A 14,153-nucleotide genomic window follows, 5' to 3' on the forward strand; every position below is an offset into this window, starting at 1 on the left:
GATCAGCGCGGCGCCCGGACCTCGACGAGGCGGGCAATGTCGGCGTGGAGCGCGTCGATCTTGGCGTGCAGCTCCTCGATCTGCGCCTCGGCGCGCAGGTTGGTTTCGTAATCGAGCCGCGCCTCCAGCCGGTCCTTCGCCGCCTGGCGGTTCTGGCTCATCATGATGATCGGGGCCTGCAGCGCCGCCAGCATCGACAGCATCAGGTTGAGGAAGATAAACGGGAACGGGTCGAAGGCGTGCGCGGCGAGCACGACCGTGTTCAGCACCGCCCAGGCGGCGAGGAACACGCCGAAGCCGATGATGAACCCCCAGGAGCCGCCGACCGCCGCGACCCGATCGGCGAGGCGCTCGCCGACGGTCAGGCGTTCGTCGAACACCGCATTGAGGTCCCGCGACGCACCGATCCGGCGCAGGTCGTTCAGGAAACGAATGGCTGCATTCATGGAGTCACCTCACTGCCGACCGGCCCGCCCGGGCCGGCGCGTGAGGTGACCAGTACGATCAGATCAGCGCGGCGGCCTGGGCAGGTCCGGTCAGTCTACTTTGATCGTTAATGGGCATGGTTCCTTCTCGGATCCGTTGCGAAAGAGTCGCGCAAAACCGCACGACCGCGCCGCAGATGGGCGCGGCCCGGTCGCATGTCAACCAAGGGGATTGGGAGGAGCGTGCCGCAATGCGACGAATGGCAGCGACGGTGCCCCGCTCCGCATCGGAGCGGGGCGAAGGCCGGTCAGTCGGGCTTCTTGGCGACGGCGACGAGCGCGGGGCGCAGCAGCCGGTCCTTGATCATGTAGCCGGACTGGATCTCCTGCACCACGGTGCCGGGCGCCTTGTCGGCGACGGGCATTTCCATCATCGCCTGGTGCTTGTTGGGGTCGAGCGTCTCGCCCAGCGCCACCACCTTGGAGATGCCGTGGCGCCCGAAGATCGCCTCCAGCTCGCGGCCGGTGGCCTCGAGGCCGGTGACGAGCCCCTTCATCTTCTCGTCCTCGCGCAGCTCGGCGGGGATCGCCTGGAGCGCCCGGCCGAGATTGTCGGCGACGGAGAGGATGTCGCGGGCAAAGCCGGTCGCCGCATAGGCACGCGCATCCGCCACTTCCTTCTCGGTGCGGCGGCGGAGGTTCTGCATGTCGGCCTGGACGTAGAGATGCGCCTGCTTAGCCTCGGCCAGCTGCGCCTCCAGTTCGGCGACACGGTCCTGCTCGGCAACCTCTGGGGCAGCCTGTGCAGTTTCTTCCCGCAGCGTTTCGCCCTGGGTCGGTTCGGTATTTTCGATGTTCTCGGACATGGTTCCCTGTTTTCTTCAGGCCAGCAAACGGGCCAATGTGGCCGCCGTGAAATCCACCATGGGCACGACGCGGGCATAGTTCAACCGGGTCGGCCCGATCACGCCGACGACTCCGACCACCCGGCCGTCCAGCGACCGCACCGGCTTGGCGATCACCGACGAGCCGGAAAGCGCGAACAGCTTGTTCTCGGAGCCGATGAAGATCCGCGCCGCCTCGCCTTCCCGGGCGCTGTCCAGCAGCCGCGCGATCTCCTCCTTGCCCTCCAGCTCGTCGAGCAGCTGGCGGACGCGGTCTAGATCCTCGGTGGCGTGCGTGTCGATCAGCCGGGCCTGGCCGCGGACGATCAGCACCGGACGCCGGCCGCTATCCTCGCTCCACACCGCAAGGCCGCGCTCGACCAGATCGGACGCGGCGGCATCGAGCGCGGCCTGTTGCTGGCGGAGCTCGCGCTCGATCCGGCCGCGGGCCTCGGCGAGCGTCAGCCCAGCGAGCGTGGCGCTCATGTAATTGGCAGCGCGCTGCAGCGACATCGGGTCGACCCCGCCGGGCAATTCTACGACCCGGTTCTCGACCGAGCCGTCCTCGCCGACCAGCACCGCCAGCGCGCGGTCCTGGCTCAGCGGCACGAAGCCGAACTGGCGCAGCACCGTCTCCGCCTTCGGGACCAGCACCAGCCCCGCACAGGCCGACAGCCCGGACAGCGCCGCGGTGGTGCCGGCGATGGCGTCCTCGACGGGACCGCCCGCCCCGGCGCGCGCCTCGATCGCCGCGCGTTCCTCGACCGAGGGTTCGCTCGCCTGCATCATCCCGTCAACGAACATCCGCAGTCCGCTCTCGGTCGGCATGCGGCCGGCGCTGGTATGGGGGGCTGCGAGCAACCCCAGTTCCTCCAGGTCCTGCATCACGTTGCGGATCGAGGCCGGCGACAGGTTGAGCGCCGAAATGCGCGATATCGTCCGCGAACCTACCGGCGCGCCGTTGTCGAGATAGGATTCCACCACGATGCGGAACACGTCGCGCGCGCGGTCGGTCAGCTCGTGGATCGGCGGCGTGATCATGGTGGCTGTTATCTAGGCGGTGCGACGGGTCGGCTTCAAGGCCGCGCACCGATCAGGCCGGCGATCGGCAGCAGATCGGGTGCCGATCCCAGTGCATCGGCGACGCCGGGGCTCCGCGTGCGGTCGCAGCCGAAATAATAGGATAGCGCGCGGTGCCCTGCCCTTCCGTCCCACTGCACCTCGACGCTCGGCATGTCGGTGGCATGCTGGCCGCAGGCCGGCGTGCCCGGCGCGGTGCGGACACTGCCGCTGCGCGGGCGATAGGGCGCGAGTCGGGTGAGGAACGCTTCGTACTGCGCTGGCGACACCCGGAAGTCGCGCGCACCGGTCACCGCGGTGAAGCGCTGCCCTTCGAAGGTGCCGGTTCCGTCGGGCCGCACGGTGACCGAATAGACCGGGCACGCCCCGCCGCACGGGCTGGTGGCATAGCGAATCATCTCGCCGCGCACGATCGGCGCGGACGGACCTGCGGGCACGCCGCCGCTGACCGGCGGCGGCGGTGGTGCCGGGCGGGAGGGTCTGGCAGGCGCGGGCCGCGCGGGCCTGTTGGGCGGCGCCACCTGTGGAATGCAGCCGCCGAGCATCGCTCCGCCGCAAACCAGTGCAACCAACAGGCGCATGCGTGTCTTTCTCCCCTGATCGTGCAAGACTGGCGGAACGCGCCGCCACCGTCTAGGTGCCCGGCTCGACCTTTAGGGAGACTGAATCGCATGCGCCCATCCGGCCGCGCCCCCGACGAAATGCGGGAAATCACCATCACGCCGAACTTCACCCGCCACGCCGAAGGATCGGTGCTGATCGGCTTCGGCGACACCCGCGTGCTCGTCACCGCCAGCGTCGAAGAGCGCGTGCCGCCGTTCCTCCGCGGCAAGGGCGAAGGCTGGGTGACGGCCGAGTACGGCATGCTCCCCCGCGCCACCCATACCCGCGGCCAGCGCGAAGCGGCCAAGGGCAAGCAGTCGGGCCGCACCCAGGAAATCCAGCGGCTGATCGGCCGCTCGCTGCGCGCCGTGACCGATCTCAAGCTGCTCGGCGAGCGCCAGATCACGCTCGATTGTGACGTGCTCCAGGCCGATGGCGGCACCCGCACTGCGGCGATCTCCGGCGCCTGGGTGGCTTTGCGGCTCGCGGTCAACAAGCTGATGGCAGACGGCGCGATCACCACCGATCCAATCACCACCCAGGTGGCGGCGGTGAGCTGCGGAATCTACCAGGGCACGCCGGTGCTCGATCTCGACTACCCCGAGGATTCATCGGCGGATGCGGACGCGAACTTCGTACTGCTCGCCAACGGCAACATCGCCGAGGCACAGGCCACCGCCGAGGGCGCGACCTATGACGAGGAAGGCCTGCTGCGCCTGCTCCGCCTCGCCCGCATCGGCTGCGCGCGCATCTTCGACGCCCAGCTGAAGGCGGTCGGATGAGCGGCGAAGGCGAGACCCCGCAGGCGATCCGCAAGCTCGCGCCCGGCCGGCTGGTGATCGCCAGCCACAATGACGGCAAGGTGCGCGAGATCCGCGAACTGCTCGGTCCCTATGGGATCGAGCCGGTCTCGGCCGCCGAGCTCGACCTGCCCGAGCCCGAGGAAACCGGCACCAGCTTCGTCGCCAATGCCGAGCTCAAGGCGCTGCAGGCGGCAGACCTGTCAGGGCTCCCCGCCCTCGCCGACGATTCGGGGCTGTGCGTCGAGGCGCTGGGCCTCGCCCCCGGCATTTACTCGGCGCGCTGGGGTATGGCCGCGCCGGGGATGGACGGGCTCGAACCCGTCGCGCCGTTCGAGGGTCGCGACTTCGGACTGGCGATGCAGCGGGTCGAGGACAAGCTGGCAGCGCTCCCGCCCGAGATCAGCCGCGCCGCGCATTTCGTCTGCGCGCTGGCGCTTGCCTGGCCGGACGGCCACGTCGAATGGTTCGAGGGCCGGGTGCACGGTGAACTCGTCTGGCCGCCGCGCGGTGCAAACGGCTTCGGCTACGATCCGATGTTCGTGCCCAATGGTCATGCGGAAACGTTTGGCGAAATGGATCCAATTGCCAAGCATGCGATGAGTCACCGCGCCGATGCGTTTCACCAGTTGGTAGAGGCGGTGTTCTGAGCGGGACGTGACACGAACTGGCCGCTATTCAGGACATCGAAGGTTTAAGCTATCCTAACGACGTCCATATGTTGATCGAGTAACGATCGCTGCCTAAGCACAGGCGACGATGGAGGACCAATTGGGGGTGCGCAGCACCGAACTATTCGATGAAGTCGATGCGCGGCTGAGCGAAATCAAGCGGCTTTTCACGCAGTTCGCCGGTGAAGCCCCCATGGCTGCCGGCGAATCGCCAGCCGGTTCGCTGGGGCGGCTTCACCTTGCCCGGATGATTCTCTGGGGTCGCACCCTGCTGGAACACGAAGTCGCGAAGGATCTGTTTGCCGATCCGGCGTTCAACATCCTGCTGACGCTCTATGTAAGCCGTGCCGACGGCAAGGACGTGTCGACCTCGGCGGCGTGCACCGCCTCCGGCGTACCAACCACCACCGCGCTGCGCTGGATCAACGCGCTTGCCCGGCGCGGCATGATCCACAAGCGCAGCCTCGCGACCGACCGGCGCTTCACCTATCTGGAATTGACCGAGAAAACGGGCGCAGCGCTGGACCGCTATTTCGACCTCATCCTGGATCGCGCAGCGCACCCGACGACGCCATAACCCCGTATTTGGTCGTCAGCCGCTCGAGCGAGAGCGAGATGTTGGCCGCCTCCGCATCCTCGCCCAGAAGGTCGAGCAGCGCGATCGCGTCCACCAGGTGCATGCACACCGCCTCGATACCAGCGCCCCGTTCGTCCATTGCTTCAAAAACTCGCGTATCTTTATATCCACATTGGATTTTTGGCTACGCGGCGACAAGTCAGGAATAATCCCGACGCGGGACACACCTAGTCCGTCGGTCAACGCCATCGCAAGCGATCGCGCATTGCACAGCTACATCCATTTTGGATATTAACTATGCTTTGCTGCAAGGACGGCCTGTGACCCCGCTTTCTACGCTCCTCGAGCGCGCCGAAGCCATCTACCTCACCCATGGCACCAGCAGCGCGCGTCATCTGCTAGACCAGATCGAGACGGCGATCCGCGAAGGCGCACCCGCGCCGCACATCTGCGAACTCGACCATATGCTGCAGTTGATCGAATATCGTGACCGGACGCTGGCCCTATACGGCAAGCACTGACCGCACATAACGCGTGCGCGATCACAGCGATCTGAGGGGGGATCGCTCGCAGCGGCGGTGGTGGATAGGGATGGATTCGAACCACCGTAGGGCGAAGCCCGGCAGATTTACAGTCTGCTGCCTTTAACCACTCGGCCACCTATCCATGGAGACCGCCGCTTGCGAGCGAGGGGGCCCAATGCCGAAGCGGATCGCCCCTGTCAACGCCTTGTGCGCACTCTTTTGTCCGCATAGCGTCCCGGCTTCACTTTTTGGGGGGAAACCATATGCGTCGCACCGTCCTTGCTCTCACTGCCGCGCTGCTCGCCAGCGCACCGATCGCCGCCCAGACGATCCAGACCGGCCCCACCGACCGCGTGATCGATCAGGGCACCAACCATTCCGAGGTGATGCGAATCGCGCAGTACCTTACCGACGTGATCGGCGCGCGCCTCACCAACTCGCCCGGCATCCGCAAGGCCGAGGACTGGACCCAGGCGAAGTTCCGCGAATGGGGGCTGGTCAATGTCCACAAGGAAGGTTTCGAGTTCGGCCGCGGCTGGTCGAACGAAAAATTGGCGGTACGCATGGTCGCCCCCCGCCCGCTCCAGTTGATTGCCGCCCCCCTGCCTTGGACCCCCGGCACCAATGGCGCGATCACCGGCGAGGTCGTTGTCGCCCCGCTGGCCGACGAGGCCGCCTTCGCCCAGTATAAGGGCAAGCTGACAGGCAAGGTCGTCCTGGTCACCGAGCCCAAGGACATCGAGGATCCGACCGAGGCGCCGTTCAAGCGCTGGAGCGTCGAGGAACTCGCCAAGCGGGACTTCTACGACCTGCCCAATGGCGACGGGGGGCGCCCCGTCAACCCGGCCCGCTACACCTTCGCCGGCAAGCGCGACGCCTTCCTCAAGGCGGAGGGGGCGATCGGCTATGCCATCATGTCCAGCCGCAACGGCAAGCTGGTACATGGCCAGAACAGCCAATTCCAAGTCGGCCAGTCGGGGAGCCTCCCCGGAATCGAGATTGCAGCCGAGGATTATCGCCGCCTCGCCCGCCTCGCCAGGATGGGTGCCAAGCCGAAGCTGGAGATCGATGCGGTCAACCGTTTCGACGATAGCGATACCAAGGGCTACAATATCCTCGCCGACATCCCCGGCGCCGATCCCAAGGCGGGCTATGTGATGGCGGGCGCGCACCTCGACAGCTGGGCGATGGGCGACGGTGCGGCCGACAACGCCGCCGGCAGCGCGATGGTGATGGAAGCCGCACGCATCATCCGCGCTTCGGGCATCAGGACCAAGCGCGCGATCCGGTTCGCGCTGTGGGCGGGCGAAGAGCAGGGCCTGCTCGGCTCGATGGCCTATGTCGAGGCGCACATCGCCAAGCGTCCCGTCGATCCCGGTGCGAGCGGCATCGTCCGCTACATGACCTGGAGCCGCGCCTTCCCGATCACGCCGGGGCCTGACCACGCCAAGCTGGCCGCCTATTTCAACCTCGACAACGGCTCGGGCAAGATTCGCGGAATCTATGCGCAGGGCAATACCGCGGTGATGCCGATCTTCGAACAATGGTTCGCGCCGTTCCACACGATGGGCGCCACCCAGGTCTCCGCACGGCGCACCGGCAGCACCGACCATGTCTTCTTCGACGCGGTGGGCGTGCCCGCCTTCCAGTTCATCCAGGACCCCCTCGACTATGGCTCCATGGTGCATCATACGGACGTCGACACGTTCGATCATCTGAAGGCCGACGATATGCGCCAGGGCGCAACCATCCTCGCCGCATTCCTGATCGACGCCGCCAACAGCGATCAGCCGCTGCCGCGCGCGCCGCTTGCGACCGCGCCGACCCCGGCAGATCAGTTCTACAATTTCCCGGAGTCCGCACACTGATGAAACGTCGAGGCCATCGTCCCAGCCAAGCCTCCGCCTCGCGGCCCCGCTTCTATGGCCGCCACGCGGTGCTTGCGGCCCTTGCCAATCCCGAGCGAACGGTGCGCAAGATCTGGGGTACGCGCGAGGCGCTGTCCGCGCTGGACCTGCCCCCGGTCATTCCGATCGTCTATGCCGACGTGGCGGATCTGGGCCGGCTGGTACCTGCCGACGCGCCGCACCAGGGCCTCGTCATCGAGGTCGATCCGCTCGAGGAAATCTGGCTCGGCGATCTGCTCGAACAGGGTGCCGAGGACATGCGGCCATTGCTCGTGCTCGATCAGGTGACCGATCCGCACAATGTCGGCGCGATCCTGCGTTCGGCCGCGGCCTTCGGCGCGCTCGGCATCGTCACCCAGGATCGGCATGCGCCGCCCGAAACCGGTACGCTGGCCCGCTCGGCGGCGGGGACGCTGGAACAGGTGCCTTGGGTCCGCGTGGTGAATCTTGCCCGCGCGCTCGACGAAATTGCCGAAGCCGGCTTCTGGCGTGTCGGCCTCACCGGGCATGCCAAGGACACGCTCGCCGACGTGATGACCGCGGGCCGCATCGCGCTGGTGCTGGGGGCCGAAGGTGAAGGCATGCGCCAGAACACCGAAGCGCATTGCGATACCCTGGCGCGCCTGCCGATCTCACCGAAGGTGGAGAGCCTGAATGTATCGAACGCCGCGGCCGTGGCGCTCTATGCGGTGAACACGCGCGGCTGAATCGCCTGCTATGAAAACGGGCGGGTGCACTCGGCACCCGCCCGCCCTCTCCGCCCCCTTTGGGGATTAGGTCAGGCCAGTTGCCACTCCAGGGCGATCTCGGCCTTGAGCAGCTTGGAAACCGGGCAATTCGCCTCGGCGCGCTTTGCGAGCGCCTCGAACTACTCCTCGCTGATCCCGGGCACTTCGGCGCGCAGCTTCAGGTCGGAACGGGTGATCGTGAAGCCATCGCCGTCCTGCTCCAGCTTCACCGCCGCGGTGGTCTCGAGCGTACCGTCGCTGAACCCCGCCTGGGCGAGCGCGAAGCTCAGCGCCATGGTGAAGCAGCCGGCGTGCGCCGCCGCGATCAGCTCTTCCGGATTTGTGCCCTTCTCGTCGCCGAACCGCGTGTTGAAGCTGTACGGCGTTGCCTCGAGCACGCCCGACGGGCTGCTCAGCTGGCCTTTTCCGGTCTTGCCGAAGCCGGTGTAGCGGGCAGTGGCGGTGCGGGTCGTCATGGCAGGCTCGTGGAAAAGGCCAGGCCGGGGAATCGACCCCGGCCCGATTCTATCATTTGCACGTGACGTTGTTGCGATCGACCGCGCGCCCCGCCACGCCGCCGGCTGCAGCACCCAGCAGCGTGCCCAGCACTTCCGAACCACCCGGCGCGATCAGGTTGCCCAGGACGCCACCGGCGACGCCACCGACGATCAGGCCGGTCGTGCCGTCGTTGCGGCGGCAATAATAGCGGCCATCCTGACCGCGATACACGCGATCGTTCTGCGAAAGGCGGCGCTCGCGCGCACGGCGATCGTCACGATAGTAGCGATCGGCATAATAGCCGTTATACGAAGGGTCCGGCCGGTTGTAATCATATTGGCGGTAGCCGCGATCTCCGGCATAGCCGGTTCCGTAGCCGCCTTCGGCGCAGCCGGAAACCAACGTCGCCGCGGCGACCATGCTCAAAGCGAAGATGCGCATCGGGTCTCTCTCCTGATCCCTGTTAGAAGTGCGTGGGCAATGCACGGCCGCGCGGAAGGTTGCGCGGCCGTGCCGATCCGGGGAGGATCAGGAAGGCGCCGCGTCGTTGCGGCGAAGCTCGTGCGCCTGGCCGGCGACCAGCGTCGGCGCCGAGCCGCCAGCCAGCGCGGGCGCGAAGGCCTCGCGCTCATTGGCCGGGATCGATGCGGTGGGATCGGGGCGGAACTGCTCGATCGCGCGCTGGCTGCCGTCGGGGTGGCTGTCGCCCATCAGGTCGGTCGGGACCGTGCCCGGCTCGGATGTGCCACGGCGGTTCCACAGCGTACCGAAGGCGATCGCGCCGATTGCGCCCAGCCCCGCGGCGGCGATCGCAGCGATGCCGGTCCTGCCCAGCGTCGAGCGCTTCTGAACCCTCTCCGCCGGCGCGGCTGCCTTGGGAGCCCGCTTCGGGCGAGCCTTGGGGGCGGGCTTCGCAACCGCCGGTGCCGCCTTGGTCTCGGCGGCAGCAGCCGTCGTCGCGGTCTTGGGCGTGCGCTTGCGCGGCGTGGGGGTCTTGGGCGTCTTGCTGGCGGTGGCCATCGAAATCTCCTTTCGGTTACGGCACGGTCAACGGGCCGATATGCACGCGTGTTCCGAGCGATGCGTGCCGACGTTGCGATCAGCGGGCACAGATGCGGGTGCGTTGGTTGACCCAGCAGCCGTCCCGCAGCGTGACCACGCCCAGCGGATCCATCGCCTTGTCGTCGTCGGGATCCTTGTTCCAGGTCGCATCGGCCTTGCCGTCAGCGCGGGTCGAGACCACGGCAAAATGCGACTGGACGGGCTTGCCGGCGCTCCAGCTATTGAGCGTGTATCCGCCGTCGCCCATCGGATAGACTTGGCAGCGATCATCGAGCAGCGTCTTGCCGTCGACCTCGAAGCGGCACTGTTTGGCGGCGGAGTGTGGCGGGGTTTCGTCGTTCGCCACCGGCGTGGCGCTGGGGGACGGCACGGGGCTCGGCGTTGCGACGACCGGAGCATCGACGTTCGCGCTGGCGGTGTTGTCGGCGGCCTGTGGGCTGTTGCAGGCGGCAAGCGGCGCCAGGAGGAGCAGCGTGGCGACGATGGAGCAGATCTTCGGGGGCAAGCGGCGTCTCCACAAGAGGTTGCCCCGCCCTACCCGCGTGGTGTGTGTTTGGTTCCCCAACGATGAAGCAAGCAATAGCCCCTCCCCTTCAGGGGGGGGTTGGGGTGGGGCATGACGTACAAGCAAGGTATCGTCGGATCCGTCATGCCCCACCCCCGCCCCCTCCCCTGAAGGGGAGGGGCTCAAGAAGAGAAATGCGTGCCCCCACCCCTTCCCGCGTGAACTTCCCCCCAAATCCTCCTATCTGCATTCCCATGCCGACCCGCTTCGCCTCCGTACCCCATCGCCGCGCGCTGATCGATCGCCGTGCCGTCGCCGAACGTCTCGCCGCGCTGACGGGCCGCGACACCGCGGCGCTGCGGCAGGCTGGTGCCGCGGAGCTCAAGGCAGCGCTCGACGCCGGCCAGGCAGAGATCGCGCGTCGCCTTTCCGAACATCCCTCCCGCGGGCTGGAGGCTGCCGCCGCAGGTGCCTTCCTCACCGATCAGATCCTGCGCCTGCTCTGGGACTTCACCGTCGAGCGACTCCACCCCAACGCCAACCCCACCGCCGCCGAGCGGATGACGCTGATCGCGGTGGGCGGCTACGGCCGCGGCGAGATGGCGCCGCATTCGGACATCGACATCGGCTTCCTCACTCCCTGGAAGGTCACCGGCTGGAGCGAGCAGGTGATCGAATCGATGCTCTATTCGCTGTGGGACATGCGGTTGAAGGTGGGGCATTCGTCGCGCTCGCTCGACGAGATGGTCCGGCAGGCCAAGGCAGACGTCACCGTCTGCACCGCGCTGCTCGAGGCGCGCTATGTGTGGGGCGATACCGATCTTTATGACGAGGCGGCGAAGCGCTTCAAGGCGGAGATCCAGGCCGACAGCGCACGCGGCTTCATCACCGCCAAGCTGGAAGAGCGCAACTCCCGCCACAAGAAGATGGGTGACAGCCGCTATGTCGTCGAACCCAATGTGAAGGAGGGCAAGGGCGGCCTGCGCGACCTCCATACCCTGTTCTGGATCGGCAAGTTCGCCTACAACGTCCGCGAGACGGCCGAACTCGTCGAGGCCGGGCTGCTCACCCCAACCGAATATCGCCAGTTCCGCCGCGCCGAGAATTTCCTCTGGGCAGTGCGCTGCCAGCTCCACATGATCACCAACCGCCCCGAGGACCGCCTCACCTTCGACGTCCAGCGCGAGATCGCCGAGCGGATGCGCTTCGCCGATCGGCCGGGCATGTCCAAGGTCGAGCGCTTCATGCGCTACTACTTCCTCCAGGCGAAGGTGGTCGGCGACCTCACCGGCGTGTTCCTCGCGCACCTCGACGAGAAGTTCGCCGCGCGCGGCCGCCGCTTCGGCTTCCCGGCGCTGTGGCGCGGGCGGCGCAAGCTGAAGGGCTTCGTGCTCGAGCGCGGCCGGCTGGCGCTGCCGCGTGACACCTTCTTCCGCGAAGACCCCGTCCGCCTGGTCGAGCTGTTCGCGCTGGCCGACCTGCACGAGCTGGAGATCCACCCGCTCGCCATGCGTGCCGCCGCGCGCGACGCCAAGCTGGTCGACGATGTCCGCAACGATCCGCGGGCCAACGCGCTGTTCCTGGACGTGCTGACCTCGCCGCGCGATCCCGAGACCGTGCTGCGCTGGATGAACGAGGCAGGCGTGTTCGGCCGCTTCGTGCCCGATTTCGGCCGCGTCGTCGCGCAGATGCAATTCGACATGTACCACCACTATACCGTGGACGAGCATTCGATCCGCGCGATCGGGCTGCTCAGCAAGATCGAGAAGGGCCAGCTCAAGGAGGACCATCCGCTCGCCAGCGGCATCCTCCACCAGCTCGCCTCGCGGCGTGCGCTGTACGTGGCGGTGCTGCTCCACGACATCGCCAAGGGGCGCAGCGGCGACCATTCGATCCTCGGCGCCGAAGTGGCCGAGCGGCTCTGCCCGCGACTAGGCCTCACCCCCGGCGAGACCGAGATGGTGGCGTGGCTGGTGCGCTGGCACCTGCTGATGTCCGCCACCGCGTTCAAGCGCGACCTGGCCGACTTCAAGACCATCCTCGACTTCACCGCCCAGGTGCAGAGCGCCGAGCGGCTGCGCATGCTGCTGGCGCTGACCGTGGTCGACATCCGCGCCGTCGGCCCCGGCGTGTGGAACGGCTGGAAGCGCCAGCTGCTCGGCGGGCTGTACGAAGCCGCCGAGGAGGTGCTGCGGCTAGGCCACAAGCAGCGCGGCCGCACCGAGCGGATCGCCGCCAAGCAGGACGAACTGGGCGCCGCGCTCGGCTGGCCCCCGGCGCGCTACGAGGCGTTCAAGCGCCGCTTCACCGAAAGCTACTGGATCGCCGAGCCGGGCGACGTGCTGGAGCGCAACGCCGCGATGGTCGCCGCCGCGGGCGAAGCGACGCTGCATGTCGAGGCGCAGGTCTATCCCGATCGCGGCGCGACGCTGGTCACGGTCTATGCCGCCGACCATCCCGGCCTGTTCTACCGCATCGCCGGTGCCATCCATGTTGCCGGCGGCAACATCATCGATGCGCGTATCCACACGACGCGCGACGGCATGGCGCTCGACAATTTCCTCGTCCAGGATCCGTTCGGCCAGCCGTTCGACGAAGAGGCGCGGCTTACCCGGCTCAAGACCGGCATCGCCGACGCGCTGGCCAACCGCGCGCGGCTTTCCGAACGGCTCAAGACCAAGGCGCCGGTGCGACCGCGTGCCGATGCCTTTTCGATCGAACCCAATGTGTTCATCGACAACAAGGCGTCGAACCGCTTCACCGTTATCGAAGTCAATGCGCGCGATCGGCCGGCGCTGCTCTACAGTCTCGCCAATGCGCTGTTCCAGTCCAAGGTGACGATCCATTCGGCGCATGTCGCGACCTATGGCGAACGCGCGGTCGATACCTTCTACCTTACCGATCTGATCGGAGATAAGATCAGCTCGACGTCGCGACTCAAGACGATCGAGCGGCGTCTGCTGGAGGCCGCGGCCGGCGAGGAGATCGCCCAGGCCGCCTGATCGGGGGGACGGACATGCCGGTGGTGGGGCTGGGCGGCTATTTCTTTCGTGCGCAGGATCCGGAGGGGCTGAAGAGCTGGTACCAGGAAATGCTGGGCGTCGGCGGCGGCTGCGGCACCGATGCCAGCGGCCGGGCCAGCCCGTGGTTCTGGTATCCCGAACCCGGCGGCGTGGTGTTCCAGCCCTTTCCGGCGGACAGCAGCTATTACGCGGCGGACAAGCAGGTGATGCTCAATCTGCGGGTGATCGACCTCGACGGGCTGCTGGAGCAACTGAATGCTGCGGGCGTGGCGATCGAGACGCGGGCGGAGTGGGACACGCCGGAGACGGGCCGCTTTGCGCGCATCCACGATCCGGAGGGCAATCCGATCGAGCTTTGGGAGCCGCCAGCGGAGTAGGGCCTACCCCGTCCCAAACGGCAGGATGCTCTCCAGCGTCGCTAGCGGCGGCGCCCCCGGAACCATCGCGCCCTGGCGCAGCAGAAACACGTGCCGCACGATCTCCGCCTGCTGCTCGATGCCGTAGCGCGTCAGCGTCCAGCCGGGCTTGATGCTGTAATGGTAGCGACAGAACGGATGCCGCCGCAGCACCAGGTTCAGCCCCTGCTGGTGCTGCCAGACATGCGCCAGCTCGTGGATCAGATGCCCCTGCAGCCCCAACCCCGCGCTGGCGAAGCAGTCGCGATAGGCATCGCCCGCCGGGTGGAAATGGAGGTGCCCGCGCGGCGCCATGGTGACGTTGCGGGGCTGGAAGGGAAACCATTTGCGCCGGTAGATCCGCACCGGATCGAGGTTGATCGCATCGCCGAACATGCCGCGCGCCAGTGTGCGCTCGGCATCGGTGAGGGGGCGGCCCTGTCGCGGGTCGTCGCCGGACATGGCCGCCCT

At 67.4% G+C, this 14,153-nt stretch carries 17 protein-coding genes, 1 tRNA gene and 1 pseudogene; 8 read left to right on the forward strand and 11 right to left on the reverse strand.

Features of this window, described 5'->3' with window-relative positions; all coding sequences use genetic code 11:
* Positions 1-2 precede the first annotated feature (2 nt).
* From RT655_RS07090 to RT655_RS07105, 4 genes are all read right to left on the reverse strand, one after another.
* The gene (locus RT655_RS07090; protein ID WP_313535782.1) at positions 3-446 is read right to left on the reverse strand and encodes a DUF1003 domain-containing protein; all 444 of its coding nucleotides are present in this window, start codon (positions 444-446) and stop codon (positions 3-5) included.
* A 287-nt stretch (positions 447-733) separates the two neighbouring features.
* Entirely contained in the window at positions 734-1,291 is a 558-nt protein-coding gene (gene grpE / locus RT655_RS07095) for a nucleotide exchange factor GrpE (RefSeq protein ID WP_313535783.1), read from the reverse strand.
* A gap of 15 nt (positions 1,292-1,306) precedes the next feature.
* A complete protein-coding gene (gene hrcA, locus RT655_RS07100) occupies positions 1,307-2,350 on the reverse strand; it encodes a heat-inducible transcriptional repressor HrcA (protein WP_313535784.1) in 1,044 nt (347 codons plus the stop codon).
* Positions 2,351-2,385: 35 nt separating this feature from the next.
* The gene (locus RT655_RS07105) at positions 2,386-2,970 is read right to left on the reverse strand and encodes a DUF6438 domain-containing protein (RefSeq protein WP_313535785.1); all 585 of its coding nucleotides are present in this window, start codon (positions 2,968-2,970) and stop codon (positions 2,386-2,388) included.
* A 90-nt stretch (positions 2,971-3,060) separates the two neighbouring features.
* Here RT655_RS07105 and rph point away from each other — a divergent pair, with 90 nt between their 5' ends.
* The 3 genes from rph (at position 3,061) to RT655_RS07120 (ending at position 5,040) form a co-directional block, all read left to right on the forward strand.
* A complete protein-coding gene (gene rph / locus RT655_RS07110) occupies positions 3,061-3,774 on the forward strand; it encodes a ribonuclease PH (protein ID WP_313535786.1) in 714 nt (237 codons plus the stop codon).
* Positions 3,771-4,442, forward strand: a complete 672-nt coding sequence (rdgB, locus tag RT655_RS07115; RefSeq protein ID WP_313535787.1) for an RdgB/HAM1 family non-canonical purine NTP pyrophosphatase — start codon at positions 3,771-3,773, stop codon at positions 4,440-4,442. The genes rph and rdgB overlap by 4 nt, the downstream gene beginning before the upstream one ends.
* A gap of 109 nt (positions 4,443-4,551) precedes the next feature.
* Positions 4,552-5,040, forward strand: a complete 489-nt coding sequence (locus RT655_RS07120) for a transcriptional regulator (protein WP_313535789.1) — start codon at positions 4,552-4,554, stop codon at positions 5,038-5,040.
* On the opposite strand, the gene RT655_RS07125 is transcribed toward RT655_RS07120, so the two are convergent.
* Complete coding sequence (locus RT655_RS07125) at positions 5,003-5,143, reverse strand: hypothetical protein (protein WP_313535791.1); 141 nt, start codon at positions 5,141-5,143, stop codon at positions 5,003-5,005. The genes RT655_RS07120 and RT655_RS07125 overlap by 38 nt on opposite strands.
* 217 nt (positions 5,144-5,360) lie before the next feature.
* Between RT655_RS07125 and RT655_RS07130 the strand changes: the two genes are divergently transcribed.
* Complete coding sequence (locus tag RT655_RS07130; RefSeq protein WP_313535792.1) at positions 5,361-5,561, forward strand: hypothetical protein; 201 nt, start codon at positions 5,361-5,363, stop codon at positions 5,559-5,561.
* Between the two features lie 58 nt (positions 5,562-5,619).
* Here the strand turns inward: RT655_RS07130 and RT655_RS07135 are convergent.
* Positions 5,620-5,706 (reverse strand) — tRNA-Tyr (locus tag RT655_RS07135).
* A 121-nt stretch (positions 5,707-5,827) separates the two neighbouring features.
* On the opposite strand from RT655_RS07135, the gene RT655_RS07140 reads away from it, so the two are divergent.
* Both RT655_RS07140 and rlmB read left to right on the forward strand, forming a co-directional pair.
* On the forward strand, positions 5,828-7,432 hold the full coding sequence (locus RT655_RS07140; RefSeq protein ID WP_313535794.1) for a M20/M25/M40 family metallo-hydrolase: 1,605 nt from the start codon (positions 5,828-5,830) through the stop codon (positions 7,430-7,432).
* Positions 7,432-8,178, forward strand: coding sequence for a 23S rRNA (guanosine(2251)-2'-O)-methyltransferase RlmB (rlmB, locus tag RT655_RS07145; RefSeq protein ID WP_313535796.1), 747 nt, complete (start codon positions 7,432-7,434; stop codon positions 8,176-8,178). The genes RT655_RS07140 and rlmB overlap by 1 nt, the downstream gene beginning before the upstream one ends.
* 71 nt (positions 8,179-8,249) lie before the next feature.
* On the opposite strand, the pseudogene RT655_RS07150 reads toward rlmB, so the two are convergent.
* The 4 genes and pseudogenes from RT655_RS07150 to RT655_RS07165 form a co-directional block, all read right to left on the reverse strand.
* Positions 8,250-8,675: pseudogene (locus tag RT655_RS07150) on the reverse strand (OsmC family protein).
* Between the two features lie 52 nt (positions 8,676-8,727).
* Positions 8,728-9,138, reverse strand: coding sequence for a glycine zipper 2TM domain-containing protein (locus RT655_RS07155; protein ID WP_313535798.1), 411 nt, complete (start codon positions 9,136-9,138; stop codon positions 8,728-8,730).
* A gap of 87 nt (positions 9,139-9,225) precedes the next feature.
* A complete protein-coding gene (locus tag RT655_RS07160; protein WP_313535799.1) occupies positions 9,226-9,717 on the reverse strand; it encodes a hypothetical protein in 492 nt (163 codons plus the stop codon).
* 79 nt (positions 9,718-9,796) lie between these two features.
* Complete coding sequence (locus RT655_RS07165; protein WP_313535800.1) at positions 9,797-10,264, reverse strand: hypothetical protein; 468 nt, start codon at positions 10,262-10,264, stop codon at positions 9,797-9,799.
* A 254-nt stretch (positions 10,265-10,518) separates the two neighbouring features.
* Between RT655_RS07165 and RT655_RS07170 the strand changes: the two genes are divergently transcribed.
* Together RT655_RS07170 and RT655_RS07175 are read left to right on the forward strand one after the other, a co-directional pair.
* Entirely contained in the window at positions 10,519-13,266 is a 2,748-nt protein-coding gene (locus RT655_RS07170) for a [protein-PII] uridylyltransferase (protein ID WP_313535801.1), read from the forward strand.
* 14 nt (positions 13,267-13,280) lie between these two features.
* Positions 13,281-13,664, forward strand: a complete 384-nt coding sequence (locus RT655_RS07175) for a VOC family protein (protein ID WP_313535803.1) — start codon at positions 13,281-13,283, stop codon at positions 13,662-13,664.
* A gap of 3 nt (positions 13,665-13,667) precedes the next feature.
* Here RT655_RS07175 and RT655_RS07180 read toward each other — a convergent pair whose 3' ends face one another.
* The gene (locus tag RT655_RS07180) at positions 13,668-14,144 is read right to left on the reverse strand and encodes a vgr related protein (RefSeq protein WP_313535805.1); all 477 of its coding nucleotides are present in this window, start codon (positions 14,142-14,144) and stop codon (positions 13,668-13,670) included.
* Positions 14,145-14,153 lie beyond the last annotated feature (9 nt).

It is taken from the genome of Sphingomonas sp. (genome assembly GCF_032114135.1).
In the GTDB taxonomy this organism is placed as follows: Bacteria; Pseudomonadota; Alphaproteobacteria; order Sphingomonadales; family Sphingomonadaceae; genus Sphingomonas.

Coding starts and splice junctions, on each gene's coding strand:
- RT655_RS07090 (WP_313535782.1), bottom strand. CDS start 446: ATGAATGCAGCCATTCGTTTCCTGAACGACCTGCGCCGGATCGGTGCG.
- grpE (WP_313535783.1), bottom strand. CDS start 1,291: ATGTCCGAGAACATCGAAAATACCGAACCGACCCAGGGCGAAACGCTG.
- hrcA (WP_313535784.1), bottom strand. CDS start 2,350: ATGATCACGCCGCCGATCCACGAGCTGACCGACCGCGCGCGCGACGTG.
- RT655_RS07105 (WP_313535785.1), bottom strand. CDS start 2,970: ATGCGCCTGTTGGTTGCACTGGTTTGCGGCGGAGCGATGCTCGGCGGC.
- rph (WP_313535786.1), top strand. CDS start 3,061: ATGCGCCCATCCGGCCGCGCCCCCGACGAAATGCGGGAAATCACCATC.
- rdgB (WP_313535787.1), top strand. CDS start 3,771: ATGAGCGGCGAAGGCGAGACCCCGCAGGCGATCCGCAAGCTCGCGCCC.
- RT655_RS07120 (WP_313535789.1), top strand. CDS start 4,552: ATGGAGGACCAATTGGGGGTGCGCAGCACCGAACTATTCGATGAAGTC.
- RT655_RS07125 (WP_313535791.1), bottom strand. CDS start 5,143: ATGCACCTGGTGGACGCGATCGCGCTGCTCGACCTTCTGGGCGAGGAT.
- RT655_RS07140 (WP_313535794.1), top strand. CDS start 5,828: ATGCGTCGCACCGTCCTTGCTCTCACTGCCGCGCTGCTCGCCAGCGCA.
- rlmB (WP_313535796.1), top strand. CDS start 7,432: ATGAAACGTCGAGGCCATCGTCCCAGCCAAGCCTCCGCCTCGCGGCCC.
- RT655_RS07155 (WP_313535798.1), bottom strand. CDS start 9,138: ATGCGCATCTTCGCTTTGAGCATGGTCGCCGCGGCGACGTTGGTTTCC.
- RT655_RS07160 (WP_313535799.1), bottom strand. CDS start 9,717: ATGGCCACCGCCAGCAAGACGCCCAAGACCCCCACGCCGCGCAAGCGC.
- RT655_RS07170 (WP_313535801.1), top strand. CDS start 10,519: ATGCCGACCCGCTTCGCCTCCGTACCCCATCGCCGCGCGCTGATCGAT.
- RT655_RS07175 (WP_313535803.1), top strand. CDS start 13,281: ATGCCGGTGGTGGGGCTGGGCGGCTATTTCTTTCGTGCGCAGGATCCG.
- RT655_RS07180 (WP_313535805.1), bottom strand. CDS start 14,144: ATGTCCGGCGACGACCCGCGACAGGGCCGCCCCCTCACCGATGCCGAG.